The 25910-nt window shown below is 63.4% G+C and carries 22 protein-coding genes; 14 read left to right on the top strand and 8 right to left on the bottom strand.

Features of this window, described 5'->3' with window-relative positions; genetic code table 11:
* Positions 1-305: 305 nt before the first annotated feature.
* A complete protein-coding gene (locus tag ACZ46K_RS07600) occupies positions 306-1619 on the top strand; it encodes a bifunctional o-acetylhomoserine/o-acetylserine sulfhydrylase (RefSeq protein ID WP_464747468.1) in 1314 nt (437 codons plus the stop codon).
* Positions 1620-1686: 67 nt separating this feature from the next.
* Here ACZ46K_RS07600 and ACZ46K_RS07595 read toward each other — a convergent pair whose 3' ends face one another.
* Genes ACZ46K_RS07595 through ACZ46K_RS07585 form a run of 3 tightly spaced genes read right to left on the bottom strand, consistent with a single transcriptional unit; the run spans position 1687 to position 5057 of the window.
* Entirely contained in the window at positions 1687-2652 is a 966-nt protein-coding gene (locus ACZ46K_RS07595; protein ID WP_054804858.1) for a TIGR00341 family protein, read from the bottom strand.
* 30 nt (positions 2653-2682) lie between these two features.
* Entirely contained in the window at positions 2683-3387 is a 705-nt protein-coding gene (locus tag ACZ46K_RS07590) for a GAP family protein (protein WP_054804864.1), read from the bottom strand.
* Positions 3388-3389: 2 nt separating this feature from the next.
* Positions 3390-5057 (bottom strand): SulP family inorganic anion transporter, encoded by a 1668-nt coding sequence (locus tag ACZ46K_RS07585; protein WP_464747466.1) that lies wholly within the window; start codon positions 5055-5057, stop codon positions 3390-3392.
* Positions 5058-5291: 234 nt separating this feature from the next.
* Between ACZ46K_RS07585 and ACZ46K_RS07580 the strand changes: the two genes are divergently transcribed.
* Positions 5292-7898 carry a LuxR C-terminal-related transcriptional regulator gene (locus tag ACZ46K_RS07580; protein WP_464747464.1) on the top strand — a complete coding sequence of 869 codons (2607 nt, stop codon included), beginning with the start codon at positions 5292-5294 and terminating at the stop codon, positions 7896-7898.
* Between the two features lie 39 nt (positions 7899-7937).
* Here the strand turns inward: ACZ46K_RS07580 and ACZ46K_RS07575 are convergent, their stop codons facing one another.
* The gene (locus ACZ46K_RS07575; RefSeq protein WP_054804853.1) at positions 7938-8333 is read right to left on the bottom strand and encodes a DUF7144 family membrane protein; all 396 of its coding nucleotides are present in this window, start codon (positions 8331-8333) and stop codon (positions 7938-7940) included.
* A 179-nt stretch (positions 8334-8512) separates the two neighbouring features.
* On the opposite strand from ACZ46K_RS07575, the gene ACZ46K_RS07570 reads away from it, so the two are divergent.
* The 12 genes from ACZ46K_RS07570 (at position 8513) to ACZ46K_RS07515 (ending at position 21793) form a co-directional block, all read left to right on the top strand.
* Positions 8513-8740 (top strand): hypothetical protein, encoded by a 228-nt coding sequence (locus ACZ46K_RS07570; protein WP_054804852.1) that lies wholly within the window; start codon positions 8513-8515, stop codon positions 8738-8740.
* Positions 8741-8759: 19 nt separating this feature from the next.
* Positions 8760-9212 (top strand): DUF6069 family protein, encoded by a 453-nt coding sequence (locus tag ACZ46K_RS07565; protein WP_054809511.1) that lies wholly within the window; start codon positions 8760-8762, stop codon positions 9210-9212.
* 65 nt (positions 9213-9277) lie between these two features.
* A complete protein-coding gene (locus ACZ46K_RS07560; RefSeq protein WP_464747462.1) occupies positions 9278-11176 on the top strand; it encodes an alkyl/aryl-sulfatase in 1899 nt (632 codons plus the stop codon).
* Between the two features lie 90 nt (positions 11177-11266).
* Entirely contained in the window at positions 11267-12466 is a 1200-nt protein-coding gene (locus tag ACZ46K_RS07555; protein ID WP_464747460.1) for an NAD-dependent epimerase/dehydratase family protein, read from the top strand.
* 321 nt (positions 12467-12787) lie between these two features.
* A complete protein-coding gene (locus ACZ46K_RS07550) occupies positions 12788-14713 on the top strand; it encodes a hypothetical protein (RefSeq protein ID WP_464747458.1) in 1926 nt (641 codons plus the stop codon).
* Positions 14710-16623, top strand: a complete 1914-nt coding sequence (locus ACZ46K_RS07545; RefSeq protein WP_464747456.1) for a glycosyltransferase family 2 protein — start codon at positions 14710-14712, stop codon at positions 16621-16623. The genes ACZ46K_RS07550 and ACZ46K_RS07545 overlap by 4 nt, the downstream gene beginning before the upstream one ends.
* 127 nt (positions 16624-16750) lie before the next feature.
* A complete protein-coding gene (locus ACZ46K_RS07540; protein WP_464747454.1) occupies positions 16751-17182 on the top strand; it encodes a DUF6325 family protein in 432 nt (143 codons plus the stop codon).
* Between the two features lie 34 nt (positions 17183-17216).
* A complete protein-coding gene (locus tag ACZ46K_RS07535) occupies positions 17217-17534 on the top strand; it encodes an SHOCT domain-containing protein (protein ID WP_054804851.1) in 318 nt (105 codons plus the stop codon).
* Between the two features lie 56 nt (positions 17535-17590).
* Entirely contained in the window at positions 17591-18244 is a 654-nt protein-coding gene (locus ACZ46K_RS07530; RefSeq protein ID WP_054804850.1) for a GAP family protein, read from the top strand.
* Positions 18244-19959 carry a SulP family inorganic anion transporter gene (locus tag ACZ46K_RS07525; RefSeq protein ID WP_464747452.1) on the top strand — a complete coding sequence of 572 codons (1716 nt, stop codon included), beginning with the start codon at positions 18244-18246 and terminating at the stop codon, positions 19957-19959. The genes ACZ46K_RS07530 and ACZ46K_RS07525 overlap by 1 nt, the downstream gene beginning before the upstream one ends.
* A 104-nt stretch (positions 19960-20063) precedes the next feature.
* Positions 20064-20552, top strand: coding sequence for a DUF1269 domain-containing protein (locus tag ACZ46K_RS07520; protein WP_054809508.1), 489 nt, complete (start codon positions 20064-20066; stop codon positions 20550-20552).
* 26 nt (positions 20553-20578) lie between these two features.
* On the top strand, positions 20579-21793 hold the full coding sequence (locus ACZ46K_RS07515; RefSeq protein WP_464747450.1) for an AI-2E family transporter: 1215 nt from the start codon (positions 20579-20581) through the stop codon (positions 21791-21793).
* A gap of 20 nt (positions 21794-21813) precedes the next feature.
* Here the strand turns inward: ACZ46K_RS07515 and ACZ46K_RS07510 are convergent, their stop codons facing one another.
* Genes ACZ46K_RS07510 through ACZ46K_RS07495 form a run of 4 tightly spaced genes read right to left on the bottom strand, consistent with a single transcriptional unit; the run spans position 21814 to position 25910 of the window.
* On the bottom strand, positions 21814-22182 hold the full coding sequence (locus ACZ46K_RS07510; RefSeq protein WP_464747448.1) for a hypothetical protein: 369 nt from the start codon (positions 22180-22182) through the stop codon (positions 21814-21816).
* On the bottom strand, positions 22179-22907 hold the full coding sequence (locus ACZ46K_RS07505; RefSeq protein ID WP_054804849.1) for an ABC transporter ATP-binding protein: 729 nt from the start codon (positions 22905-22907) through the stop codon (positions 22179-22181). Before ACZ46K_RS07505 ends, ACZ46K_RS07510 begins: the two co-directional genes overlap by 4 nt.
* Entirely contained in the window at positions 22904-23647 is a 744-nt protein-coding gene (locus ACZ46K_RS07500) for an ABC transporter ATP-binding protein (protein ID WP_054804848.1), read from the bottom strand. The genes ACZ46K_RS07505 and ACZ46K_RS07500 overlap by 4 nt, the downstream gene beginning before the upstream one ends.
* The gene (locus ACZ46K_RS07495; protein ID WP_054804847.1) at positions 23640-25910 is read right to left on the bottom strand and encodes an ABC transporter permease; all 2271 of its coding nucleotides are present in this window, start codon (positions 25908-25910) and stop codon (positions 23640-23642) included. The genes ACZ46K_RS07500 and ACZ46K_RS07495 overlap by 8 nt, the downstream gene beginning before the upstream one ends.

Raw genomic sequence — 25910 nt, 5'->3', positions numbered from 1 at the left:
TGCAAATACATCGGCGCGTCGCCTGGGCATTTCCCGGTGCACTGGTAGAGATCATCGATTGCGACTATCGTCACGACCGTGAGCAGGACGTACGAACAGTCGCCGGGGCATCCGTCGGCGCATGTCCATGCCCGAAAACTGTGTATCTGCGGGTGCCAGGCCCGCTGACCGCCCGCACCCGTAGCCTCCGGTCCCACGACTCGGCCAGCTCGACGTTCGCTGCACGGTCGCGGATCGCCAGGTCGGCACATCCCCTTGAATCACCCGAGCCCCTGAATCACCCGAGAAAACCGGAGCCGAAACCGATGAGTGACACCACGCCCGACGCTGTCGATCCGACCGCCGGCTGGAACTTCGAGACGAAGCAGATCCACGTAGGACAGCCCGCGGGCGGCGACACCAAAGCCCGGGCACTTCCGATCTACCAGACCACCAGCTACACCTTCGACAACACCGACCACGCTGCCGCGCTGTTCGGTCTCGCCGAGACCGGCAACATCTACACCCGCATCATGAATCCCACCCAGGATGCGGTCGAGCAGCGCATCGCCGCCCTCGAAGGCGGCGTCGCTGCACTGCTGCTCTCCTCCGGTCAGGCCGCCGAGACCTTCGCCATCCTCAACGTCGCCCAGGCCGGTGACCACATCGTCGCGAGCCCCTACCTGTACGGCGGCACCTACAACCTGCTGCACTACACGCTCACCAAACTCGGCATCGAGACCACCTTCGTCGAGGATCCCGACGATCTCGAGCAGTGGCGCGCAGCCATCCGCCCCAACACCCGCGCGTTCTTCGCCGAGACCATCGCGAACCCGAAGAACCACATCCTCGACATCCCCGGCGTCTCCGGTGTCGCGCACGAGAACGGTCTGCCGCTGATCGTCGACAACACAGTGGCCACCCCGTACCTGCTCCGCCCGCTCGAGCACGGCGCCGACATCGTCGTCCACTCCGCCACCAAGTACCTCGGCGGACACGGCACCGCCATCGCCGGCGTCATCGTCGACGGCGGCACATTCGACTGGACACAAGGCCGCCACGACGGGTTCACCACACCCGACCCCAGCTACCACGGTGTCGTCTACTCCGACCTCGGCGCGCCCGCGTTCGCCCTCAAGGCGCGTGTCCAGCTGCTGCGCGACCTCGGCTCCGCGGTGTCACCGTTCAACGCGTTCCTCATCTCGCAGGGACTCGAAACCCTGAGCCTGCGCATGGAGCGCCACGTCGCCAACACCCAGAAGGTCGCAGAGTTCCTCGAGCAGCGTCCCGAGGTCACCTCTGTCGCCTACCCCGGCCTGAAGTCGTCGCCGTGGTACGACCGCGCACAGCAACTCACACCCGAAGGCGCAGGCGCGATCGTGGTGTTCGAGCTCGCCGGCGGCATCGATGCCGGTAAGAAGTTCGTCAACGCGCTGACCTTGCACAGCCACGTGGCCAACATCGGCGACGTGCGCTCCTTGGTCATCCACCCGGCGTCCACCACGCACTCCCAGCTCTCCGCCGAGGAACAGCTCGCGGCCGGCGTCACTCCCGGACTCGTCCGCCTCGCCGTCGGTATCGAGCACATCGACGACATCCTCGCCGATATCACCATCGGCCTCGAGGCTGCCGGAAGCTGACCTCACCGACCACGGAACACGGGTAGGGGACGGAACGCGTCGCGCGTTCCGTCCCCTACCCGATTCGTCACTCGCTGAACCGACCGCCGTAGGTGTGCACGATGACGACCTCCGGGTGCCACGGCACGAGGTCGTCCACCGCCGACTGGAGTTCATCCACCGGGGGAAGTTTCTCGGGCGACAGGACATGGACGAGCGCCGTCCGTTGCTGCAACGACACGTCGGTGACCTGAGAAACAGACTCGTCTCCGAGCCAGATCCGTGCGGCGTCGGCGATCTGACCGGCCCACAGCGACGACAACGAGTTCACCACCATCGGAACCGCCACGATGATCAAGCCCGTGACCAGGACTGCATAGGCCCAGCCTCGTCTCGCTTCGCCGGCCCCGGCCTCGTGTGCGTACCCCACGACGACGAGCACCACCGTCGCCGTCACGATCATCGCCACCATGTTGGACGCGAACAACACGAATGCGCCGAGCGCGAGGCCGGGCGCTCCCGAGCCGAGACACACACCGACCACCACCAGCGGCGGTACCAGTGAGATCGCGATGGCCACGCCGGGAAGTACATCTCCGACGTCCCGCCGGGTCATGGCGATGACCCCCACCAACCCGGTCGCCAACGCGGCAGTGAGATCCATCAGCTTCGGCGAAGTGCGGCCGACCACCTGAGAATTCGTCAGCACATTCGTCGGATTGGGGAGCAGCTTCGAGACGACGAAGCCGATCGCCACCACCAGCACGATGCCCACGAGGACGAGGAGCAGACTCCGGACGATCAGATTCCCGCGTCCGGTCGCAATCCCCAGTCCGACACCGAGAATGGGAACCGACAACGGTGCGACGATCATGGCGCCGATCACCGTCGCAGTCGAATCACCCGCCACACCCGACGCAGCGATCACCGCGGAGAGCGTCAGCATGATCCAAAAGGCCGAGCGTTTCGATGCAGACTCTCCCGCGCTGAGATCGAGGCGATCGACAAGTTCGTCGAGCGTCCGCCGCTGACTGTCCGGAACCAGAATGTTCATGGCAGATCCCCGCTCTGTCGGATGACGAATTCACAAGGTGTTCAGCGCCTTACCGAACTGCATTATCGCGAGCAGCACAAGCAGGGCGACGTTGAGAAGTTTCGTGTGCGTTGCGATCCAGGTTCGCAGGTCGGACAGCGGCTTCTGTGCACGCTCTCCGCGGATCAGGAGGAACAGGACGGGCACGGCAACAGACGACACCGACACGATCACGAACGCAATGGCGGTAACCCACACGACGTTGCCTGTCAGCCCGCTGAGCCTCAGGGTGAGGGCAGCAGCAACCGCACACGACAGGTCCACGGGATTGAGCACGAACAGGCCGACCCCGAGACCGAAGCCCTTGCCCGGGCCGAATTCCGAGATCGCCCGGAACATCGCCGGGAGCTCCGGCGTGAGCCCGGCACCTTCCGCACGTTCGGCACCGATTGCCTTGATCCGTTGCGACGCAACGAACATGATCCCCGAACCGACCGCAAAGACGAGAGCGAGTGTCAGATGCAGGATGGGAACCCACAACGGTGGATCATGATGCTCGTGCACGGCGAGCCGGCTCAGGATCAGATACGTCAACCCGATCGCGGAGCACGCACCGAGTACCCACCCTGCAAGAAATGCAAGGCTGTTCGGCCGTGCCCGTGCCGACAGCAGGACCGCAACCACACCGATGATCGCGAGCGGGCTCATGATGATCCCGAGCGCGAGTGGAATCAGCTGAACCACCACACCACTCATGTTCACTCCTCGTCAGGTGAATCCCGCTGAGCGGCAAGCCAACGCATGCCCTCGTCGAACGCATGCAGGGTCGAGCGACCCAGAACGGATTCGGCCTCGACCACGGTGATGCACGGAGGAAGCCCGACTTTCTCGCGATACCTGCTCATCAACACCGGATCCACACCACTGACGTACATGTGCCCGCCTCGCTCGTCGAGTCTCCTCGCATACTCGACCAGGGCTTTCATGAATGTGACTCCGACGGTGACGCGTCCGCGCAGCCGCAGCACCACCACAACCCTGTCCGTCCCCGGCGGCAATTGGTTCGCAAAGTTGTGCGCCCCCGCGTAGAGCAGACTCCCGTAGACGTCGAGCACTGTGACGTGATCCGAGTGCAGCACGATGGGTGGGTCGAGCTCGCGGAGCCCGCCGTCGTCGGTCGGTTCGAGCTCGACGATGCGCATATCGATCGAGTCCCTGTTGAGCTGTAGCACCAGCGACAACGCGACACCGACACCCACCGCCGTCGCCACAGGAAGCAGCAGGGTCGCGAGCGCGGTGATCAGTAGAGTCACGCGCCCGATGCCGCCGGCGCGGAAGACCGACACGATCTCGCGCGGGCGGATCGACATCACGGCGGCGTAGATCAGCAGCGCGGCCAGGGCCGGCATCGGAACCCGTCCGATCAACCCTCCAGCCGCAAGGACGAGCACGAGCACGAACACGCCACGGAACGCGGCGGCCCACCTGGTGCGCGCACCCAATGCGATGTTGAGCGAGGTCGCCGACACGGAGCCCCCGACCGGCATCCCCTGAAAGAAGCCGGACGCGACATTTGCGAGCCCCTGCGCCGAGAAATCACGGGAGACGGCGTTCGGTTTCCGGCTCGGTTCCGGTACGGATTCGCGGACACCGACACCTTGCACCAGCACGATGAGCGCTACAGATGCTGCGCCCGCGATCAATTCAGGGCTCAACATCGACAGTTCGGGTATTTCGGGCATCGGAAGACCTGTCGGGAGATCACCGGTTTCTCGAACCTGGGCGACCCCGTCGAACCAGGGGAAGAAGACGACCACACTGGGAATCGCGATGGCTCCGAGGGCACCGAGTGCGACGAAACGGGTCCGGCCGAGCACGCCCACCACGGCGAGCGCCAGCGCACCGCACACCAGCGACGCGAGGTCGATGTGTCCGAGTTCCGTCACGAGGTCGAGTGCCTTGGCGAACGCTGAGGGCCCACTTGTCGAGACGCCGATCATCGTCGGGATCTGGGAAATCAGGATCGTCGCGGAAATCCCCGTGAGGAAGCCGATCATCACGGAATGCGAGATGAAGCGTGTGTAACGAGCGAAGCGCAGTGCCGCTGCTGCCCACATGAGCAGCCCCCCGAGGATCGTCAGGAGGACCAGGGCCGAGTCGCGGTTCTCGAGGGGAACACTTTCCAGAGCCGAGCCCGTTGCGAGGGCGGCTGCACTCGTCGTCGTCACGACCATCAGGGTTGTGGAGGTGGCGAGCCCTCCGAAGAACGCACCGGACGAACTCGCGTAGAGGCCGTAGACGGGATTGACGCCCGCGAGCAGACCACAAGCCATCCCGTCCGGGATCGACGAGATGGCCCCGCCCAATCCGGCCACGGCATCGCGCAAGATGTGTGCACGCCGCGGACCGGCTTGCTTCGCCGGCACTGTCCCTCCTCGGCTCGTGGCCTGCACCCACCGTCAGGCGGCACACACAACCGTAGTGAGGGCGACTCTCCTGTCGGCTCACCCGACGAGGATGAAATGCCGTCGTTGTGGAACCTTGCTGCATCGTGCGCTCATTCCGTTCATCCCCCGAGATCGGCTCGACTGCGATAAATTCGAACGCGGGGGACAGATCCTAGGAGAAGACATCTGACAGTCTCTTGAATAGGAGCCGCGGTGCTGCTCACAACCAGCGACGACAGTTCTACAGGAGCCGCCGGCCGAAGCGTTCGTTCGATACCCCGGCTCGCAACCGAGCCGGTCCACCGGCATCAACTGTGCGCCCACTTCGAGCGTGCCCGGAAGCTCGGCGGGGGTGTCGTGCTCGTGTGCGGCATGGCCGGAACCGGCAAGACCGTGGCAGTGACCGAATGGCTGCGGTGCGCTCGCCTGCCTGCATCGCAGACACAGGTGGCATGGGCGACGCTCTCCGAGGAACACAACAATCCCCGAGCATTCTGGGACGAACTCCACCGGTCGTTCGGCGATTCCCCGCCCTGCCACGGCGACCAGGCGCCGAGGACTCGGGCGGAGATGTTCGCGCAGTGGCTCGGCGCGATCGAGGGTCCGGCCGTGCTCGTCCTCGACAACGCTCATGACGTCCACGACCCACTGACGCTGTCCGGGCTGGCGCATCTTCTCGAGATACTTCCCGAGCACGTCACTGTGGTGCTGACCTCCAGATTTCCACCGCCGATACCGTGGCACCAGCTGGATCTGACCGGAGCTCTGGTACGGCTCGATGATGCGGTCCTGGCGTTCGACCGCGACGAGACACGCTGTGCGCTCACTGCAGGCAATGTCGTGGTCACGGACGACGAGCTCGATGCGGTCGTGGCACTCACCGGTGGGTGGGCCGCCATGGTCCGATTCATCGCACTCCTGTTGTCGGCACGCGGCGACAGCAGAGAGATCCTGGTGTCGGCCACCGCATCGAATCATCCTGCGATATCCGATTTTCTCGTGGGAGAACTACTCGACAGCATCAGCGCGGAGCAACGCGATTTCCTGATGCGAACAGCGGTTGCCGAGTCGTTCGATGTAGATCTCGCCACCGAACTCGCAGGCCCCGAGGCGGCACGAATACTCGCGGAGATCCTCGCCGCATATTTCCCGATGTCGCACACCGGAAGCGCCGGATCGGAAATCTACAGCTACCACCCGCTGATGCGTTCACACCTCAAAGCCGAACTCGACCGGATGCTCGGTCGTGACGGGGTGCGCAGGCTCGAACTCAGGGTCGGTGGTTGGTATTCCAGGGCCGGCGACCCGGTCCAGGCCATCAGATATCTCACCGCTGCGCAAGATCGCTATGCGCTGTCCAAATGCATCCTCGACCTGGGTCCGAAAGCGGTGTTCGGACCGCACGGTGCCGCGTTTCTGAAGGTCCTCGAATCCGCGTCATCCGACATCGCGGACGACCCATTCGTCCATCTCCTGCGCAGCGTACATGCGCTGGCTCTCGGCGTTCCGGTAGAAGCCGACGCATTTCTCCGCGCCACTTCCGCCCGCTCGTCTTCCGTCTGCCCCGCGGAAGTGTTCGATCGCTTCCATCACGCCGTCGAAATCGACATCCGCAGCGCACTCGGGGACGAGATCGTCGGTGTCTCCGCACCGGCAGCACCCGGAGACCATCGCGATATCGAGTCCTATGTCGCGGTCCAGCAGTCGAAGTGCGCGCTGATGGCCGGTGATCGGGGAACGAATGATCGTCTCCGTGCCGCCGTCAGCATGGCCGAGTACGCCGGCAGCGTCCGTCCACATTTGGAAGCGCTGATGCTGCTCGCCCTGAACGAAGGTGCGCGCGGGCACCTGTCGGCGATGGGTGCCCGCGCGCTCATCGGTGTCGAATACGCACGGAGTGTCGGGCTCTTGGGGTCCGGCGATGCCGACCGATGCGCGGTGATGTGCCGCTACCATCATTTTCTCTGCGGAACCACGCCGCCGGAAGGAATCGATCGGCCACTCGCAATGTCCGTCGGCATCGATGGACTGTCGTCGCCCCTCGCAGGGTGGGACAGCTATGCGATGTCGCAACTCATTGCCTTCCACCAGGCCCCCGACAAGATCGCAGCTGCCCGCGATATCGCCGACGTGGTCCTGACCGCTGTGGCCGACTCTCGGATGGGTGCCCGGTCAGCGCCGATCATTCCGTTCGCCACTCGAGTACTCGTGGCCGTCCACGAACTCGACCAGGCTCAGCGGATCATCGAGGAGGCAACAAGAGTTCTGGGCCGGCACCCCCACTTCGACCTCGCCGCTGCAACGGTCGAACACGCTCGTGGACGCTCGGCGCGTGCCCGGGAACTGCTGGATACAGTCCTGGACCATCGGCTCGACCACGGGGTCTCCGAGGTCGAAGCCCATGTATTGCGAGCGGTCCTCCGTGCAGCGTCCGACCACGAATTCGGGGCGTACGACGATCTCGAGATCGCGCTCACCCTCGCCGAACCCGAGCACCTGGTCCGGCCGTTCCTCACCACCGGTGGTGCGGTGGCGCTGCTCGACACCCACAGTGGCCGCTTCGGCAGGCTGGATCAGTTCGTCGAGAGCATCCGGACGCACCCCGACGCGCCCCATGCTTCGACGAACGTCGTCCTCACGCCCGCCGAAGCGCGCGTGCTCAAACAGTTGCCCTCTCCGCAGACCACTCAGGAGATTGCGCATGCTCTGGCGCTGTCGGTCAACACCATCAAGACACATCTCCGAGGCGTATACGGAAAACTGGGAGTGTCGTCGCGGGGAGATGCCATCACAGCCGCTCGGCTGACCGGTCTGCTGTAGTACAGCCGTACCGGTCAGCCCGAGAGGCCTGACAGAAGTTCAGCGATCGGGGTCCCACGTCGACACGGCCCAGATCACGACGATGTCCAAGGCGATGATCAGGATCGACCACATCGGGTAATGCGGCAGCCACAAGAAATTGGCGATGATCGACAGGCAGGCAAGTACGACCGCCGCGAAGCGTGCCCATGTGGCCCCCGACATCAGCGCAAACGCGGTGATCACCACGAGAATGCCGACGATCAGATGGATCCAGCCCCACGCCGTCGTATTCAACTCGAATATGTACTCTGCGCCGACCACGAACAGTTCGTCGGTGGCGATAGCAGAGATCCCCTGCAGGATCGATACCACACCGACTACGAGCAGGATGAGCGCAGCCGCGATCGACGTACCGGCCGCAAAACCTTGTTTGACGCCTCCATCGGAAGACATAGTCATTCCCTTCGTGTGTGATTCGGACCTGAGCACAGTCCGCCACATTCCATTGCACGCGGTCGCCCGGCAATCTCGCATCGCCCGCGACAGGTGATCTCTAGAAGTTCACCACCTACGGGTGAAGCGCAGCCCCCGCCGTGCGCGACATTGTGGGGTGCACCACGAGAGGAGCGGCGATGCAGCCAGATTCGTGGCCGAAGGGCGTGCGATATTCGTTCACCGTCGCCGGCACGCTGTCCGAACGCACACTCGCTGCGTTTCCGGAACTGCACGTGTCCGACATTCCCGGTGCATACACCATGCTCTACGGCTCGATCGCGAGTCCGACCGAGTTACGTGGGGTACTGGCGCGATTCGATGCATTGGGTATCACCCTCATCGAAATGAGCCGACTTCCCGACTGATCGAGAGAGGATTCACTGAATGTCCCAGTACAACCCGGACCCTGCGACGAACGCGGTGGACGCAAAGAAGTTGTGGTCGGGTGGCCTCGCTACCGCCGTCGTTGCAGCTCTCGCGGCTGTCGTAGGACTACTCGTCATCCGTGAACTGCTCGACGTCCCGGTGATCACGCCGGAAATGTTGTTCGGTCGATCCCAGGCCGCCAACCTCGCGGTGTTCGCCGCCATCGCGGCACTGGTCGCGGCCGGCCTACTCCACCTGCTCCTGGTGTCGACACCTCGTGCCACGAGCTTCTTCTCGTGGATCTGCACTCTCGCCACCGTCGCCGTAGCCCTGTGGCCCTTCATGTTCGACGCAACCTTGGCCTCGAAGGTGTGCAGCGCCGTGCTCTACCTCGTCGTCGGTACAGCAATCGTGTCGCTCCTGTCGGGTGTCGCACGATCGGCAGCGATTCCCCGGCCTATCGGCCGATGAGCCGCAAAGGCAAATCACCTGCAATAGGTGATGACGCTGCACGGAGTCGGCAGCACGATCGATACATGACGCAATATCAGGACGCCACAACCACTGTGTCGAACAAGAATTCGGAAGCACAACGAACCCTTCCGTTCTCGGATACTCAGGACTTCTCCGACGCCGAGCGCGGGTTCATCGCCTCCCTCGAGCCCGGGGTGGTCAAGGATGCGTCGGGGAACACCGTGTGGGACAGCGATGCCTTCGCGTTCCTCGAAGGAGAGTGCCCGCCCACGGTCAACCCGAGTCTGTGGCGCCAGTCGAGGCTCTGCGCGATGCAGGGGCTCTACGAGGTCACCGAGGGTATCTACCAGGTTCGCGGACTCGATCTGTCGAACATGACCATCGTCGAAGGTGACACCGGCGTCATCATCATCGATCCGCTCATCTCCACCGAAACCGCCGCCGCAGGGCTGGGCCTGTACCGCGCGAACCGAGGAGAGCGTCCTGTCACCGGCGTGATCTACTCGCACTGCCACATCGATCATTTCGGTGGTGTCAAAGGTGTCACCACCGAAGAAGATGTCGAGGCGGGACGCTGCCCCGTGGTGGCCCCCGTCGGGTTCGTCGAACATGCGGTCGCCGAAAACGTGTACGCGGGTACCGCAATGGCGCGGAGGTCCGCGTACATGTACGGGGCAGCGCTCCCGCGTGGCGCTCAGGGGTCCATCGGCGCAGGCCTCGGACCCACGAACTCCACCGGCACGCCGACGCTCATTCCCCCGACCGTCCACATCGATCACACCGGACAATCCGAAGTGATCGATGGGGTGCGCGTCGAATTCCAACTCACGCCGGGCACCGAGGCTCCCGCAGAGATGAACTTCTACTTCCCCGACAAGCGTGCATTGTGCATGGCCGAGAATGCGACCCATACGCTGCACAACCTCCTGACTCTGCGCGGCGCGCTGGTCCGCGACCCGCACGTGTGGTCGAAGTACCTGACCGAGTCGATCAACCGCTACGCATCGCGCACCGATGTGCTGTTCGCGTCGCACCATTGGCCGACGTGGGACACCGAGCGCATCACGGCCTTCCTGTCGGTTCAGCGCGACCTCTACGGCTACCTCCACGATCAGACGCTCCGGGCCATGAACAAGGGGTCCGTGGGCATCGAGATCGCCGAGGACATCGATCTGCCTCCGGCGATCGAGACAGCCTGGCACACGCACGGCTATTACGGCTCCGTCAGTCACAACGTCAAGGCCATCTATCAGCGCTACATGGGTTGGTTCAACGGAAATCCGGCGAATCTGTGGGAGCATCCGCCGGTCGCGTCCGCGAAGAGACATGTCGAGTTCATGGGCGGTGCAAAGGAAGTCATCGCCAAAGCACGCCGTTCGTACGATGAGGGTGATTTCCGCTGGGTGGCGCAAGTACTGAACTACGTCATCTTCGCCGACCCCGACAACGCCGAGGCGAAGGCACTGCAGGCCGACACCCTCGAGCAGCTCGGCTACGGTTCCGAGAACGGAACCTGGAGGAACTTCTTCCTGATGGGCGCGTACGAACTCCGCAACGGAGGCATCGGCACGCCGTTGTCGACGGCGTCCCCCGACATCGCCGGCGCGCTCACCGTCGATCAGGTCTTCGACGCCCTCGCGTTGAGGGTCGACGGCCCCCGGGCGTGGGATGCGCAGATCACCATCGACTGGCGAGTGAGCGATCAATCGATCACCCATCGAGCCCAATTGCGAAACGGGCTGCTCGTCCACTTCGATCTTGGCGACGCCGATCTCCCGGCGGCGGACGCCACCTTCACACTCACGAATCGTGAACTGCACGAAGCCCTGATCGGGGGCGCGGATCTGAATGCCATGATCAAGGAAGGATCGGTCGAAGCAGACGGCGATGTCGCCGCATTGTCCGAACTTGTCGGATATCTCGATTCCCCCGACCCGGACTTCGCGATCGTGACACCGTAGAAATACCGGAGTGGCCCCTGACGAATCGTGCACTCAGTCAGGGGTCGCGCCACGTACTCACTGCTCGAAACGACTCGGCAGAGGCAACCCATGGAACTACTCATCCTCGGCGGCGACGGATTCTGCGGCTGGCCGACCGCTTTGCATCTCTCCGCACACGGGCACGCGGTCACAATCGTCGACAGCTTCGTGCGTCGACGCATCGACGATGAACTCGGGGTCCGGTCACTGACACCGATACGGCCACTGTCCGAGCGTCTCGAAGCATGGGAGAACGCGACCGGGAAGAGAATCGATTTCGTGGAACTCGATCTTGCCGAAGACTATTCGTCGTTCACGGAGCTCCTCGCGATGAAACGACCGGACACCGTGGTGCACTTCGCCGAACAGCGTGCGGCTCCGTACTCGATGAAGTCCTCGGCCCACAAGCGGTACACAATTCAGAACAACGTGGCCACCACCCATAATCTCCTCGCAGCTGTGGTCGAGGTGGGTCTGGATACCCATGTCGTGCATCTCGGAACCATGGGGGTCTACGGCTACGAATCGGTTCCGGTCGACCTGCCCGAGGGATATCTGACCGTGTCCTACCCCGACCGCACGGGCCGAAAACACAGCCGGGAGATCCTCTACCCCACACAGCCCGGCAGCGTGTACCACCTGAGTAAATCGTTGGATCAGTTGCTGTTCCAGTTCTACGCGAACAACGACGGTGTGCGTATCACCGATCTCCACCAGGGAATCGTATGGGGCACGCAGACCGACGAGACCGAACTCGACCCACGGCTCATCAACAGATTCGATTACGACGGAGACTACGGAACGGTCCTCAACCGTTTCCTGGTCGAGGCCGCGATCGGCTATCCGTTGACCGTCCACGGAACCGGTGGCCAGACCCGGGCCTTCATCAACATCCGCGACACCGTGCGATGTATCCGGCTGGCGGTGGAATCGGGTGCGGAGGTGTCGGGGCGGGTACGCGTGATGAACCAGGTGACCGAAACCCACCGGGTGTCCGATCTGGCACACCTCGTCGCCGACCTCCTCGGCTCTGAAGTCGGGTCCGTGTCCAATCCACGCAAGGAAGCCGACGCAAACCAGCTCCAGGTACGAAACGACCAGCTCGTGAGCCTCGGGCTGAGACCGATCAAACTGGCGACGGGCCTGTTGACGGAGTCCGTCGATATCGCGCAGAAGTACTCGGATCGCATCGAGAGAGATCGCATCCCGTGCACGTCCTTCTGGAACCGGAATCGACAGGCCGCCGCCGGGGAGCCAGCGCATCGCTGACGACACAGGACTACCGCCTCCGAGAGAGACCGTGCGCCGAAACCATCACATCGTCGATCTCGCCCGCTTGGAACAGGAAACGACGGGTGCGAGAGCGACGTGGTCGCACATCCTCGTCATGACGCGGACGAGAATGAACTTTCGGGCCGCAACAAGAGTTCGTGGGGATTAGAGTAGGCACAATAGCACTGGATTCGGATCTGTTGATGGCGAGATTCGAGATCGCGCGACGGTATACAGACGGCGTCGCCCACCAAAGCCGCATACCCGCCGAGCCTTCTGGAACGAGCGCCGTAGGTCCGCCGGCGAGGGGCGGGATTGTTGAGCGACGATGAGCACCACGAGGGCACACCGGCCGCGGACCGGCCGACTCCCGATCCGGCCGATAAGGACGACTCGGAGAAATCGGAGTACTTCACTGGCGAGAAGGGGCGTACGGTTCCGAAGGCGGCGTGGTGGGTGCTAGGAGTGGCTTTGGTGATCCTACTGGCATTCTTCCTGGTCAGGCCGGCGTGGTTCACCAGAGACGCGGACGACCACAGTTTGCAGGTGCCTGCAGATCGCCACTTCGTCAAGACCCTCGCCGGATCCGGTCATGCCGACGGCGTGTGGCTGACCGACAATTCGCCCTCGACCAGTTATCTCGTGACGCTGCCCGCCGACTCGGGGCGCAGCCAGACACGTCTCCACCTCGCTGGTACCTCCCAAATTCCTGATAACAGCACCGTGTTCCTGTCGGTGTCGATGGACGGACAGCAGGTGTTCAACAACAAACTCGCCCCTGGCGACACCGAGATCGAGACCTACATCGATGTACCCGAACAGATCGCGGCCGACGGCCAGGTTCGTGTTCAGATCCGCGCCGATGGCACCCGGCATGACGAGACCTGCACTCCGGATCATTCCGCCGGTCTGCAGATTCACCTCGATCCCGACTCGTTGGTCGAGGCTGCGCTCGACCAACCGATTCACACGGTGCGTGACGCGGTAGTGTCATGGGACCGCAACGTGACCATCGCCCTGATCGATCAGGGCGTCGAATGGCTCACTGCTGCCGCGCAAATGGGTATCGCGCTCACCCGGGCAGGCCACGAGGTCACCTTCGCGTCGGACGTGCCCGAATCGGATGGACGCAGCACCATCCTGGTCGGTCCGGACGGCGCACTGAGTGAGGAGGGGTGGGCAGGGCCGGATGACGCGGCCGAAGGAATTGTCGTCGGCCGGCTCTCCGACTCTCCAGTATTGGGTGTCACAACGCCGGACGGCGGGCAGATCTCGCGTTATCTCACAAGTCCCGCTGTCACAACCGCCGATGGCTCGGTTGCAGATCGTACAGCGATATCGACTCCACCTCTCGGGGGCGATCGGGTGCCCCTCGAAGCTCTGGGTGCCGATACGTCTGTCGAGCAGATCACCGAAACCCGTCGCTGGAGGGTCGGTTACTCCCTCGCGGACCTACCGGAAGGCCGTTTGCCGCAGTCGGTTTCCGCCAACTTTCAGCTCCCTGCTTCGCCCGACGATCTGAGATGGATTCTCAATGTCGACCTCAACGGAACTCTGGTCGCCAGTCGAAACCTCAATGACACCGCGGGAAGGGCGACTGTTCCGCTGCCGCCGGAGCGCGAACTGCTCGAGAACACGCTGACGCTCTCGATCGAACGCGACCGCGATCTCGGCGGCTGCGACGTGCGAGTGACCAGTTACCCCATCCAATTACAGACCGACTCCACCCTCGACCTGGGCACCGACCCCGGAATCGGCTTCACCGGAGTATCCCGGACCCTGGCACCCGGATTCGCCGTCTACCTTCCCGGCGAGTCCGGCGAGAATGTCGTCGAACAGCTCAACGCGATCATCCCCACGCTCACCGAGTTCACGCCCGCCGACGAGAATCCCGACTTCCGGTGGAACGAAGAGCCGGAAGCCGGTCAACCGTTCATTCTCGTCGGCAGGGCGCCCGACGTCAGTCCGCTCGTCGGCCTGACCGACAGTCGGATCGTCGCCGGCCCGGACAATGCCGCACTCGATATTCCGGCGTTCGACAATGGGCTCCTCGTCGAAACGGTGACCAGCGCCGGAGGGCCAGGGGGCGTGATGATCCAGTCTCGAGGCACTATCGGACAGACAGAACTGCCCGACTTCGGGCGCGAGACAGCGCAGGTGATCACTCCGCAAGGCAGCTTCACGATCAACGGCGACGGCACGGTGGGGACCGAAATGCCACCGCGGGAGGATCTCCCACGATGACCCATGTGTCGGAGGACCGACCGCCGACCGGGGACAGTGACCACACGGCCATTGCGGATCATTTTCGATCGGTCGACAGCGCACCGGCCGACTATGCGGTCAACAGACCTGCCAGCGGGACCAACGGATTCCTGATCGTCTTCGTGGGGATATCAATTCTCGTGATGTGCGTGCGTACCTTCCTGATCCACTCCGGACTCGCCTATGTTCCCCGCGATCTGGTGTTGTTCGCAGAAGGGCGAGGCAACGTCGAGTTCCCGCTGCGCATGTTCATCGCGCTGTTCTTCCTCACCTACGCTCTGTTCGCATATTCGAACAGGTGGCGTCGACTGTTCATCGGGGTGAGTCTGCTCGGGAAGTTCGCCGTGTTCTGCGTGGTTGTCGACACCCTCAGCGGTCTCCTGCACGCCGCCGACATCATCTCGATCTCGATGTTCGCCGGACAGATGCTCTCCGGGCTCGCGGCGCTGGCCATCTTCCCGCACACGCTGCTCCGGCAGGCACAGTTGCCCCCTCAAGGACCGGTACCTGAATCACCTGCTCGGATTCCGCTGTCCTCGTTCCTCAAACTCGCGTGTTGTCTGATCATCGCGATCGCGGGCGCAGTGCTGGCGATCCACGTCCTGTCCGGAGTGGTCGACGTTCTGAAGAACTGGGCGATCCTGGGTGGCATCGGCGCCGGAGTGTTCCTGATGCAGCAGATCCTCGCCTCCACTACGGCAGTACTGGGATTCCGCACGCTCAGGAAATCCCGCGAACTCCATTTCTCCCCACCGGCGGCCATTCTGGTGCCGGCACACAACGAAGCACACAGTATCGGCGCCACCATCTCCTCGGTCGACGAGGGAGCAGCGACCTACCCCGGGCGAATCCACTTGTACGTGGTCGACAACGCTTCGAGCGACACCACCCGCGAAGTCGCCGAGGAGGCCCTGCGGGACTGCAGCCACATCACCGGCGAGGTGCTGGACTGTCCGACCCCGGGCAAGGCAATCGCCTTGAACATGGGTATCGACCGCATCCGTGAGGAATTCATCGTCCGCATCGATGCCGATACCGTGATCGGGCCCGGTTGCCTGGAACATGCGATGCGTCACTTCGCTGAACCCGACGTCGGTTGTGTCGGCGGGATCCCCATGCCCGCGGAAGAAAAGACCTGGATGGACAAGTGCCGTCTCATCGAAGTCTATATGCGTCACGGCTTCTTCCAGGTCTCGCTCGACGGATACGACGGGGTGATGGGAATCCCGGGAATGTTCGCCGTCTACCGGCGTAGCCGGCTTCTCGAGGTCGGCGGCATGGTTCAAGGCATGAACGGCGAAGACACCGACATCTGTATGCGCCTCACGGCAGCCGGATACCGTAGCGTCGCCGACCCGAACGCCGTGTACTACAGCGAGACCCCCGCCTCCTACGCTCACCTTCTCGAACAGCGCACACGCTGGTTCCGCAGCATCTATCACCTCACCGCCCGCAACCGAGCCATGCTGTTCGATCGGCAGACCATGGTCGGTACCTTCGTTCTCCCCTTCAACCTCGTCAATGCCGCCCGCCGCGCCATGCTGGCCCCGTTGCTTCTCTACTCCGTGGTGGCCGGAGTGGCCTTCCACTCCACGTTCACCTCGATGCGATGGCAACCCGTCGTCGCAACCCTGCTCGGTATGTCGATGATCATGACCGTCGTCGTCTGTCTCATCTGGCGGCCGGGGTCGGTGAAGTACATCCCGATGTATTTGGCCTTCCGTGTGCTGCGCAGCTATTTCACGCTCGGTTCGACGCTCAGTCTGATCTATCCGCCCATGCATCCCCGGATCCCACGCAACCTGAAGCCACTCCGCCGACACGTGCAGGCTCGATCCAGTACTCCGCCGAAGGAACCACAGTTTCGCGACAGTGCTTCACCTGGCTGAATAGCCACAGTGGTCGCAGAGCCATTCCTCCACTCGAGCCACGGTGTCCCGACAACAGGAGGAAGTACCCAACCTCATCCGAATCGGGTGATGCGCGAGCACAGACATCCGCGACAGGATCGAGCCCATGACGCAGCCAGTTTCTCTCGGACCTGTGGAAATGGTCGTCCTGTCGTTCCCCGGCACGCAGATCGACACGGCGGTGACAGCAGCATTCGCGGAAGTGATCGACGGCGGCTACGCCACGATCCTCGACCTCATCTATCTGGCAAAGGATGCCGACGGCACCCTCACCCAGATCGAGATCGACGAACCACTCGCCGAAACCGGGCTCGACGGGATCACCGTCGATCCCCTCGGACTCGTCAGCGACGAAGATCTCGATGTCGTCCGCTCGTCGATGGAGCCCGGTACCTCGGCCGTCGTGATCGTGTACGAGGAGACGTGGGCCCGCAAGCTCGCCGGTGAAGTTCGCAGAGCCGGTGGCGAGGTCGAACTGCACGTTCAGGTTCCGCGCGATGCAGTCGAAGCGGCCCTGTCCGCGTCTTCAGAACAATAGCGGCACTCGCTGCATCCCAGAAAGAGGTATCCCCATGGTCTTCCGCAGAGGACGCGGCGGTCGTCCGGGTCTGCTCGGCACCGTCGCGCGCACCGCCGTCGTGGCGGGAACAGCCACCGCCACCTCCAACGCAGTCAACCGGCGTGGCCAGCAGCGCGCAGCCGAGAAGCAGGCCTACACCCAGCAGCAGGCTCCTCCCCCGCCCCAGGACTACCCGGCCCCTGCACCGACCCCGCCGCCTGTGTCATCCGACGATCTGGTCACGAAACTGAAGCAACTCGGTGAACTCCACACCACCGGTGTGCTGTCCGACGATGAGTTCGCGGCCGCCAAGAAGCAACTTCTCGGTTGAGATTCATCCGACAGAGGTGATCCGGGCAGCGTCGGATGTCTGATTGACTTGCCGCCATGGGCGCCACAATCGGAGAGATCCTTCCACTGGCCGTGGGTGTCGCGATTTCGCCGATACCCATCGTGGCCGTCATCCTGATGTTGTTGTCGCGCAATGCGAAAGCAACCAGTTCGGGGTTCGGGGTCGGTTGGACCGTCGGGATCCTCGCGGTCACCGGTATCGTGATCCTCCTCGCCGGCTCGATCACCCCGGGCGACGGTGGCGGATCGTCCACCGGCTGGGTCAAGGTGGTCCTCGGCCTTCTCCTGATAATCCTCGCCTTCAAGCAGTGGCAATCGCGGTCCGACACCACGACACCGAAGTGGATGCAGGCGATCGACGAGTTCACGTTCGTCAAGGCCGCCGGCCTCGGACTCCTGCTGTCTGCGGTGAATCCCAAGAACCTGCTCCTTGGCGTGTCGGCGGGTGTCGCCATCGGTACCGCCGGATTGTCCTCCGGTAACGCGGTAGTGGTGTGGCTGGTCTTCACTGTGCTCGCCGCCTGCTCGGTGCTGATTCCCGTCATCGGTTATGCAGTGGCGGCGGAGCGGTTGGCGGGCCCGCTCGACGCGACCAAGACATGGCTGCAGGCGAACAACCATATGGTGATGGCGATCGTGCTGCTGATCATGGGCGCGGTCGTCCTCGGCAAAGGCCTCGGCGGGCTGTAGTGAATCAGCAGACCACGACCCCCTGGCCCCTGTTCCGATCGCTGCAGGGCTACCGCAGATCGTGGATCCGCGCCGATGTGGTCGCAGGCCTGACAGTGTGGGCGGTACTCGTCCCCGAGGCACTGGCCTACGCGACGATCGCGGGAGTCCCCCCGGTGATCGGCCTCTATGCGGCGATACCCTCTCTGATTCTGTATGCGGCAGCGGGAAGTTCGAGACACCTCGTGGTCGGCCCGATGTCGGCCACAGCCGCGCTGTCCGCGGCGATAATCGCGCCGATCGCCGGTGCCGACGACGGCAAGTACCTGGCGCTGTCGGCGGGGCTCGCGATCGCCACAGGAATAGTCGGACTGATCGCCGGATTCGCCCGCCTCGGATTCATAGCGTCGTTCATCTCGGAACCGGTTCTCAAAGGTTTCATCGTCGGCCTCGCGTTGACGATCATCATCGGCCAAGTGCCGAAACTGTTCGGAATCGAGAAGACCGAAGGGAACTTCTTCGTCCATGCCTGGGGCATCATCCGAGGCCTCGGCGACACCGAGTGGCGCACACTGACGGTGGGAATCCTCTGCCTCGTGGTGGTCCTGGGTTTCAAACGATGGCTGCCACTCGTCCCCGGGGCGCTAGTCGCGGTGGCTGTCGGCATCCTTGCCGTGGCGATCTTCGGTCTCGACGACAAGGGTGTGGCCATCGTCGGGCACATCGATTCCGGTCTGCCGGCACTGGGGATACCCGATGGTCTCGGATTCCACGACTACGTAGACCTACTCGGGCCCGCCGTCGGAGTTCTGCTGATCGGTTTCGCCGAAGGCCTCGGTGCTGCGAAGACGTACGCGGTCAAGCACGGCTACACCGTCGATCCCAACCGCGAACTGCTGGGCCTCGGCGCCGCGAACCTCGGATCGGGCTTCAGCTCGGGCATGGTCGTCAACGGGAGTCTGTCCAAGACCGCGGTCAACGGTGGTGCGGGCGCCAAGACGCAGGTCAGCGGTCTCGTGGTCGCTGCCCTGACCGTTCTGACATTGCTGTTCCTCACCGGCTTGTTCGAGCAGTTGCCCGACGCAGCCCTTGCCGCGATCGTGATCGCCGCGGTCGTCGAACTGGTCGATTTCGCCGCGTTGCGCCGCTTGTATCGCGTGTGGACCAACCGACTCGGCAGCATCTACGGCCTCGCCGCGCGCGAGGATTTCACGGCGGCAATCGCAGCGATGCTGGGCGTGCTGCTCTTCGATACCCTCCCCGGCCTCGTCATCGGTATCGGGGTGTCGATGTTGCTTCTGCTGTATCGGTCGTCCCGACCGCACGTCGCGTCGCTGGTCCGTGAGGGCGACCGGTGGGTGGATGTCACGACGAGCCCGCCGGACGACCATGTCGCCGACAGGTCCGACGTTCTCGTGGTCCGGGTCGAGTCCGGTCTGTACTTCGCGAACTCCGACTACGTGCACCAGCAGATCGAGGCGCGCTGCACCGCGGAGACCCGGGTCGTCGTCCTGGATGCGGAGACGTCCCCGTTCATCGATGTCAGTGCCGCACAGATGCTCTTCGAACTACGCGACACGCTCGCGGACGGTGGGATCGCCCTGCGGATCGCCCGCGATATCGGTCAATTCGGTGACGTGCTGCGCCATTCCGATTCGGAGGTCACACCGATCGAGGTGTATCGGACCGTCCGGGCCGCCATCGCCGACGCAGACCCGGCTACCGACACGGACTGACCGGTACCGCGGGATCTCACCCTCGCCGTATGAAGACCCGATAGCGGGCGGCGCCATAGCGTCGAGTTCGACAGCATCACCACGTCACCGAATCGAGGAAACCCATGGCCGGAACCCTGACCGTATGGAAGTTCGATACCGAAACCGGCGCCGACACTGCCGTCGAGACATTGAAAGACCTGCAGCGTCAGGAACTCATCACCGTGCATGATGCCGCTGTGGTCAGTTGGGCCGAAGGCGCGAAGAAACCGAAGACACGACAGCTGAACAATCTCGCTGGGGTCGGGGCCCTGGGCGGTGCATTCTGGGGATTACTCTTCGGCATCCTGTTCTTCATCCCCCTCATCGGTGCTGCCATCGGTGCGGGTATCGGTGCACTGACGGGATCGCTGACGGACGTCGGAATCGACGACGACTTCATCAAGAACCTGAAGGACAAGATCACTCCTGGCACGTCGGCACTGTTCGTCCTGACCTCCGACGCGACCCTCGACCGTGTTCATGAAGAGTTCGAGGGCCAGAAGGCCGAACTGATCTCGACGAACCTGTCGCATGAGCAGGAAGCCACCTTGCGCAGCGTGTTCGCCGAATAGCACAGCATCGACCAGGAGGAATCGGGATGGGATCGCGATACACGCCGGTCAGCACCGAACCGGCGTCACCGCCCTGGACGATTCCTCGTGGACTGATAGTCCTCCTTGCCCTGGCAGCCACGGTCGTCGCGGTTGCCGGGGCAAGGGCACTGTCAGGTCTGCTCGCTCCGCTGTTCCTGGCGTTGATGCTCACCATCGCGGTGCAGCCGATCCAGACATGGGCCGCGCGGCGGGGGATTCCCGTGTGGGCAGGGATGCTGGCCGCCCTGGCAGCCGTGTACGCCATCCTGCTCGGTTTGATCGGCGCGCTCCTCCTGTCCGTTGCGCAACTTGCCACGGAACTCCCGCAGTACGCCGACAGTCTGAACAACCTGCTCGACGGAGTTCACGCGCAGTTGAACAATGCCGGCGTCGACGACGACCGTGTCGCCAGCACGCTGAGCAGTCTCGATCTCGGGAAACTCGTCGGATTGCTCGACGACCTGCTCGTCGGACTCCTCGGAGTCGTCTCGAACGTCGTCTTCATCATGGCTCTGCTGTTGTTCATGGCCATCGATGGCAGTACCATCGGCCGCCGCATGCGCATCGTCGACAGGATGCGCCCCGACATCGCCTATGCTCTTTCCACTTTCGTCGACGGAACACGGAAGTACCTGATCGTATCCACGGTCTTCGGTCTCATCGTCGCAGTGTTCGACGGTGCCGCGTTGTGGCTGCTGGGTGTTCCGCTACCGATTCTCTGGGCTCTGCTGTCGTTCATCACCAACTACATTCCGAACATCGGCTTCATCATCGGACTCGTTCCGCCCGCGATTCTCGCCCTGCTCGAAGGTGGACCGGTCCTCATGCTGTGGGTGATCGTCGTCTACAGCGTCATCAATTTCGTGATCCAGTCGATCATTCAACCGAAGTTCGTCGGTGACGCCGTCGGCTTGAGCGTCACGGTGACGTTTCTGTCGTTGGTGTTCTGGTCGTGGGTGTTAGGGGCACTCGGCGCACTACTGGCCGTTCCCATGACACTGCTCGTGAAGGCTCTACTCGTCGATATCGACCAGTCCACCCGTTGGGTCGACGCACTGATCGGTGATTCGTCCAGCGCACCCGAACCCGAACCCACTGCGTCCGGCATCGACACCGCCGACGATCCCGATGCGCCCGACGAAGCCGAGAAGCCCGGGAACCTCGACGATGCTGACGATTCTGCAGAAGGACAGAAGCATCACATCGAGGACCCGGGCTGATCGACACCGCGGTCACCGCGTCAGGATTTTGTCGACGCGAGCGCCTCGGCCACCTTCTCCGCCTGAGCGTTGCTTTCGAGCAACTGCCGCACCAGCCACAGGCCGAGCACCCGAGTGACCGCAGCAGCGAGATACACGGCCACGCCGATCAAGGTGACCGCCACGAATGCCAGACTCAACAGCTGGTACGACAGCAGGTCACGCGTGTCCGACAACGTCAGCGACGCAATGTAGATCACGAAGGCAGCGACAGCACCGACGATCATCAGCACCAGGCCGATGATCTGTCCCTTCGCTCCACCGGATCCGGCACGGGCGGAATCGAGCCCCAGCCCGGCAACGTCCTTCTTGAACTGTTCACGCCGTTCGTCGACGAGAGTCATGGTCATCCTCCTAGATAACTGGTAGACAGTGCTTCTTCGATCTCCGCCGGATCACCGGTGCGAACCACTCGACCCTGCAGCATCAGTGCGGCACTGGTCGCGATGGGAAGCACTGCACGAGCGAACTGTTCCGCAACGAGTATCGAAATACCCTCCGCTGCAAGTTCACCCACGATGTCATAGATCTGCGAGACGATCCGAGGGGCCAGGCCCATCGACAGTTCGTCGAGCAGTAGCACGGTCGGGTTGGTTCCCAACGCACGCGACAGGGCAAGCATCTGCTGCTCACCGCCCGACATCGACCCAGCCAGCTGGGTTCGTCGCTCACCGAGAATCGGGAATCGGGAATAGGCGACCTCTTCGAGATCCGCCAGCGAGACGCCGGTGCCGGTGGCGATCCACAGGTTCTCCCGCACCGTCAGGTTGGGAAACACCCCTCGCCCCTCGGGAATCGAGCAGACTCCCATGCGCGCCAGCTCCGCCGCCGACACTCCGTTCACGACGCGACCGGCCAGTCGGAACTCCCCCGATGCCACCGGATGGATTCCGGAGCACACCTTCAGAGACGTGGTCTTGCCGCCGCCGTTGGGGCCGAGCAGCGCAACGACCGCGCCGGGCTCCAGCACCAGGTCGACGCCGTGCAGGACCTCGATCGATCCGTACGCCGCTCGTACATCTACGAGTTCGAGCAAGGGCTCGGTGCCACTTTCGAGCAAGGGCTCGGTGCTCATACCGCTTCCTCCTCGGTCCCGATGTACGCATTGATCACTGCCTGATCATTCTTGATCTCGTCCGGGAGTCCACTGGCGAGGATCGCACCGTAGTCGAGGACGTGGATCGTCGAGCAGATCTTCATCACCAGCGGAATGTCGTGTTCCACAAGACAGATCGCAAGTCCTTGATCGGCGAGATCGGTGAGCAGGGCAGCGAACTGCTCGGTCTCCTGCTCCGTTTGACCCGACGCCGGCTCGTCGAGCAGCAGGACCCGCGGGGACGTCATCAGTGCCCGCGCCACCTCCACCACACGAGCTCGCCCGGTGGGAATATCCGAAACGTCCTTGTCTGCAATGTCGGCCAGACCGGTGAGTTCGAGAAGCCGATCCGTCTCGGATTCCACATCGATTCGTGCGCGGGTGTTGGCGTTGTGGATGTCCCCTGCCACACGCAGGTTGTCCCGCACAGACAACGACACGAACAGCTCGAGCCGCTGAAATGTGCGGGCGAGACCTTGCCTGGCCCGCTTGTAGGGTGCGGCGGAGGTGACGTCGCGGCCGTCGAGGAACACCTTGCCGGCCGTCGGTTTCTGCAGTCCGGTGATGGTGTTGAACAATGTGGTCTTGCCGGCACCGTTCGGGCCGATCAGCCCGGTGACGGTTCCTTTCATGACCGCGATGCTCACATCCTTGACAGCCTTGTGACCACCGAATTGAACAGTGATGTCACGTGTTTCGAGGATCGGCGCATCAGGCATTCGTGACCAACTCCTTTTCGGCCCGCGCGGGAGGTGTCGACAGATAGTCGGCGATGCCGAGTTCACGGTCGATCTCGTCGCGCACCTGCGTGCTGTACGGCTCGTCGACACCCACACGTTCGAGGATCAGCGGCGCACGACGCTGCGCCTCTTCCGCTCCGAGGACCGCCTCGGGCATCAACCATTGCCCGACGACGGGGAGCATGAACACCGTCGCGATGGTGATCGAAGCGAACCACCAGTTGTCCAGCACGCCAACGAGGGCGAGGACATACGAGACCAGCACCACTGCCGCTCCGCCGACCAGTACCGGCTTCGCGTTCACCAGGGTGCGGTAGCCCTCGACCACCTGGTGAACACTGCCACTGGGGTTGAGTGCCACACCTATACCGATCAGCGCCGGGCTCACCGCAGCGACATTGCCCAGGAAGGTCCACATGTCGGCATGCCCTGGTTGCGCCGTCGCGAGATTCGCGAACGTGGTCATGATGACCGCGAACCCGATACCCGACATCAGACCGCCGAACAATGCGCCCGAGACGTAACCGATGCCCGCCACCACGGTGAGCATCAACAGCGACAGGCTCACCATGATCGAGAAACTCTCGTTCGACACCGATCCCATCGCGCTCGCCATGAAGAGTCCGCCGAGTCCGGCGATGCCGGACGACAGTGTGAACACACCGAGTTTGAGCCGGACAAGGCTCTGCCCGAGCATCGCGGACGCCGCAGGGCTGTCCTTCATCGCAGCCAGACGCCGGCCGTAGCCGCTGTTGCGCAGAGCGATGACACCCACACCGAGCACGGCGAAGACGACCGTCATGGTCATGAGGAACGTTGTCTCGTTGCGCAGATCGAGTGGTCCGATCTTCAGCGGCGGAATCGCAATGTTGCCGTCGGTGAAGAGGGAGAACTTGATACCGAAGAGTTCACGCTGGGTGGTGTCGCGCAGCACCATGTTCGACAGGAACACCCCGAACGCCATGGTTGCCAACGCCAGATACAGGCCGCGGAGCCGCAGTGCCGGCAGTGCGATGAGGCCGCCGATCACGGCTGCCGCAGCGACACCGAGCGCCACACCCCACAGATTCAAGTGGGCGGCGAGTCCGGCCCCGGATATCCCGAAGTGGAACGCGACGATGGTGGAGATCGCGCCGAACGACACGGGCGCCAGATTCATCTCTCCGGCGTACCCGGTGAGAAGGGTCAACGACAGTGCGATGATCGCGAACGTCATACCGATCGTCAACGTGGTGACCGCCGAGGTCACCATGAGCAACCGGACCGCGTAGACGATCACCACCAGCGCCACCGCCCACGCCACGGCCTTGCGCACCGACGGCACGTGGTAACGCTCCCGTGTGCGGGTCACCGCGCCGCGCAGGCGATCCTGCGGCAGCACGATCAGCACGACGAACAGCGCGATCATCGGCAGCGACACACGGAAGTTCGACGTCCAGTTCCATGAGGTCGGGAAGTACGCGAGCACATAGGTGGCCGCCAGACCCAGGAAGATCGCTCCCGCGAAGGTGCGCGGGATGCTACGCAACCGGCCGAACATCGCGGCGGCGAACGCGTCGATGACGAGCAGCGTCAGCATGTTCGCTTCGAGTGTGCCGCCGTTGATCGGGGTGATCAGGACGCCGGCCAGGACAGCGAGGGTCGATCCCATCACCCACGACAGCGCGGCGAGACGATCCGGATCGTGGCCGTTGAGCCGCAACAGGTCCGGGTCGTCGACGACGCCGCGCATCGCGACACCCGCGCGGGTGCGGGTGAACATGATGCGCAGGCCCACGGCGATGAGAATCGCGACAGCGATGCAGATCAGTTCGTGGTAGCGGATGCTGACACCCACGATCTCGATTCCGTTGCGGTCTCCGAAGAACATCGCCATTGTGCGCGGCTCTTCCGGATGCCAGAACCAGTGTGAGACAGCGACCATTCCGAGAAGGATCGAGACGGTGACGACGATTTTCGTCACCTCGGCCGTGTCGCGCATTCCGCGCATGATCACGGTGTAGAGGAACAGGCCCATCAGTGGGCCGAGAATGCCGAGGACGATCAGCAGTGCCACGGGGGTGGGCAGACCCCAGCCCACCTTGAACTGCCAGTAGGCGAAGGCACCGAGCATCGCCTGCGCGCCGTGCGCGAAGTTGAAGATGCCCGAGGTGTTGTAGGTGAGAACGAGGCCCGATGCTGCGATCGCGTATACCGATCCGAGCACCAACCCCAGAACGGTGAAGGTCAAGAAGGTGTCCAT

The sequence above is a fragment of the Rhodococcus sp. JCM 9793 genome (genome assembly GCF_055380405.1).
Note: the sequence above shows the minus strand (reverse complement) of the source record. Positions and strands in the feature narration are given on the sequence as shown.

Excerpts from the sequence above, each read along its gene's own strand:
- ACZ46K_RS07600 (WP_464747468.1), top strand. The coding sequence starts at position 306 with ATGAGTGACACCACGCCCGACGCTGTCGATCCGACCGCCGGCTGGAAC.
- ACZ46K_RS07570 (WP_054804852.1), top strand. The coding sequence starts at position 8,513 with ATGCAGCCAGATTCGTGGCCGAAGGGCGTGCGATATTCGTTCACCGTC.
- ACZ46K_RS07530 (WP_054804850.1), top strand. The coding sequence starts at position 17,591 with ATGGGCGCCACAATCGGAGAGATCCTTCCACTGGCCGTGGGTGTCGCG.
- ACZ46K_RS07560 (WP_464747462.1), top strand. The coding sequence starts at position 9,278 with ATGACGCAATATCAGGACGCCACAACCACTGTGTCGAACAAGAATTCG.
- ACZ46K_RS07555 (WP_464747460.1), top strand. The coding sequence starts at position 11,267 with ATGGAACTACTCATCCTCGGCGGCGACGGATTCTGCGGCTGGCCGACC.
- ACZ46K_RS07590 (WP_054804864.1), bottom strand. The coding sequence starts at position 3,387 with ATGAGTGGTGTGGTGGTTCAGCTGATTCCACTCGCGCTCGGGATCATC.
- ACZ46K_RS07535 (WP_054804851.1), top strand. The coding sequence starts at position 17,217 with ATGGTCTTCCGCAGAGGACGCGGCGGTCGTCCGGGTCTGCTCGGCACC.
- ACZ46K_RS07515 (WP_464747450.1), top strand. The coding sequence starts at position 20,579 with ATGGGATCGCGATACACGCCGGTCAGCACCGAACCGGCGTCACCGCCC.
- ACZ46K_RS07545 (WP_464747456.1), top strand. The coding sequence starts at position 14,710 with ATGACCCATGTGTCGGAGGACCGACCGCCGACCGGGGACAGTGACCAC.
- ACZ46K_RS07565 (WP_054809511.1), top strand. The coding sequence starts at position 8,760 with ATGTCCCAGTACAACCCGGACCCTGCGACGAACGCGGTGGACGCAAAG.
- ACZ46K_RS07595 (WP_054804858.1), bottom strand. The coding sequence starts at position 2,652 with ATGAACATTCTGGTTCCGGACAGTCAGCGGCGGACGCTCGACGAACTT.
- ACZ46K_RS07505 (WP_054804849.1), bottom strand. The coding sequence starts at position 22,907 with ATGAGCACCGAGCCCTTGCTCGAAAGTGGCACCGAGCCCTTGCTCGAA.
- ACZ46K_RS07510 (WP_464747448.1), bottom strand. The coding sequence starts at position 22,182 with ATGACCATGACTCTCGTCGACGAACGGCGTGAACAGTTCAAGAAGGAC.
- ACZ46K_RS07495 (WP_054804847.1), bottom strand. The coding sequence starts at position 25,910 with ATGGACACCTTCTTGACCTTCACCGTTCTGGGGTTGGTGCTCGGATCG.
- ACZ46K_RS07500 (WP_054804848.1), bottom strand. The coding sequence starts at position 23,647 with ATGCCTGATGCGCCGATCCTCGAAACACGTGACATCACTGTTCAATTC.
- ACZ46K_RS07575 (WP_054804853.1), bottom strand. The coding sequence starts at position 8,333 with ATGTCTTCCGATGGAGGCGTCAAACAAGGTTTTGCGGCCGGTACGTCG.
- ACZ46K_RS07520 (WP_054809508.1), top strand. The coding sequence starts at position 20,064 with ATGGCCGGAACCCTGACCGTATGGAAGTTCGATACCGAAACCGGCGCC.
- ACZ46K_RS07540 (WP_464747454.1), top strand. The coding sequence starts at position 16,751 with ATGACGCAGCCAGTTTCTCTCGGACCTGTGGAAATGGTCGTCCTGTCG.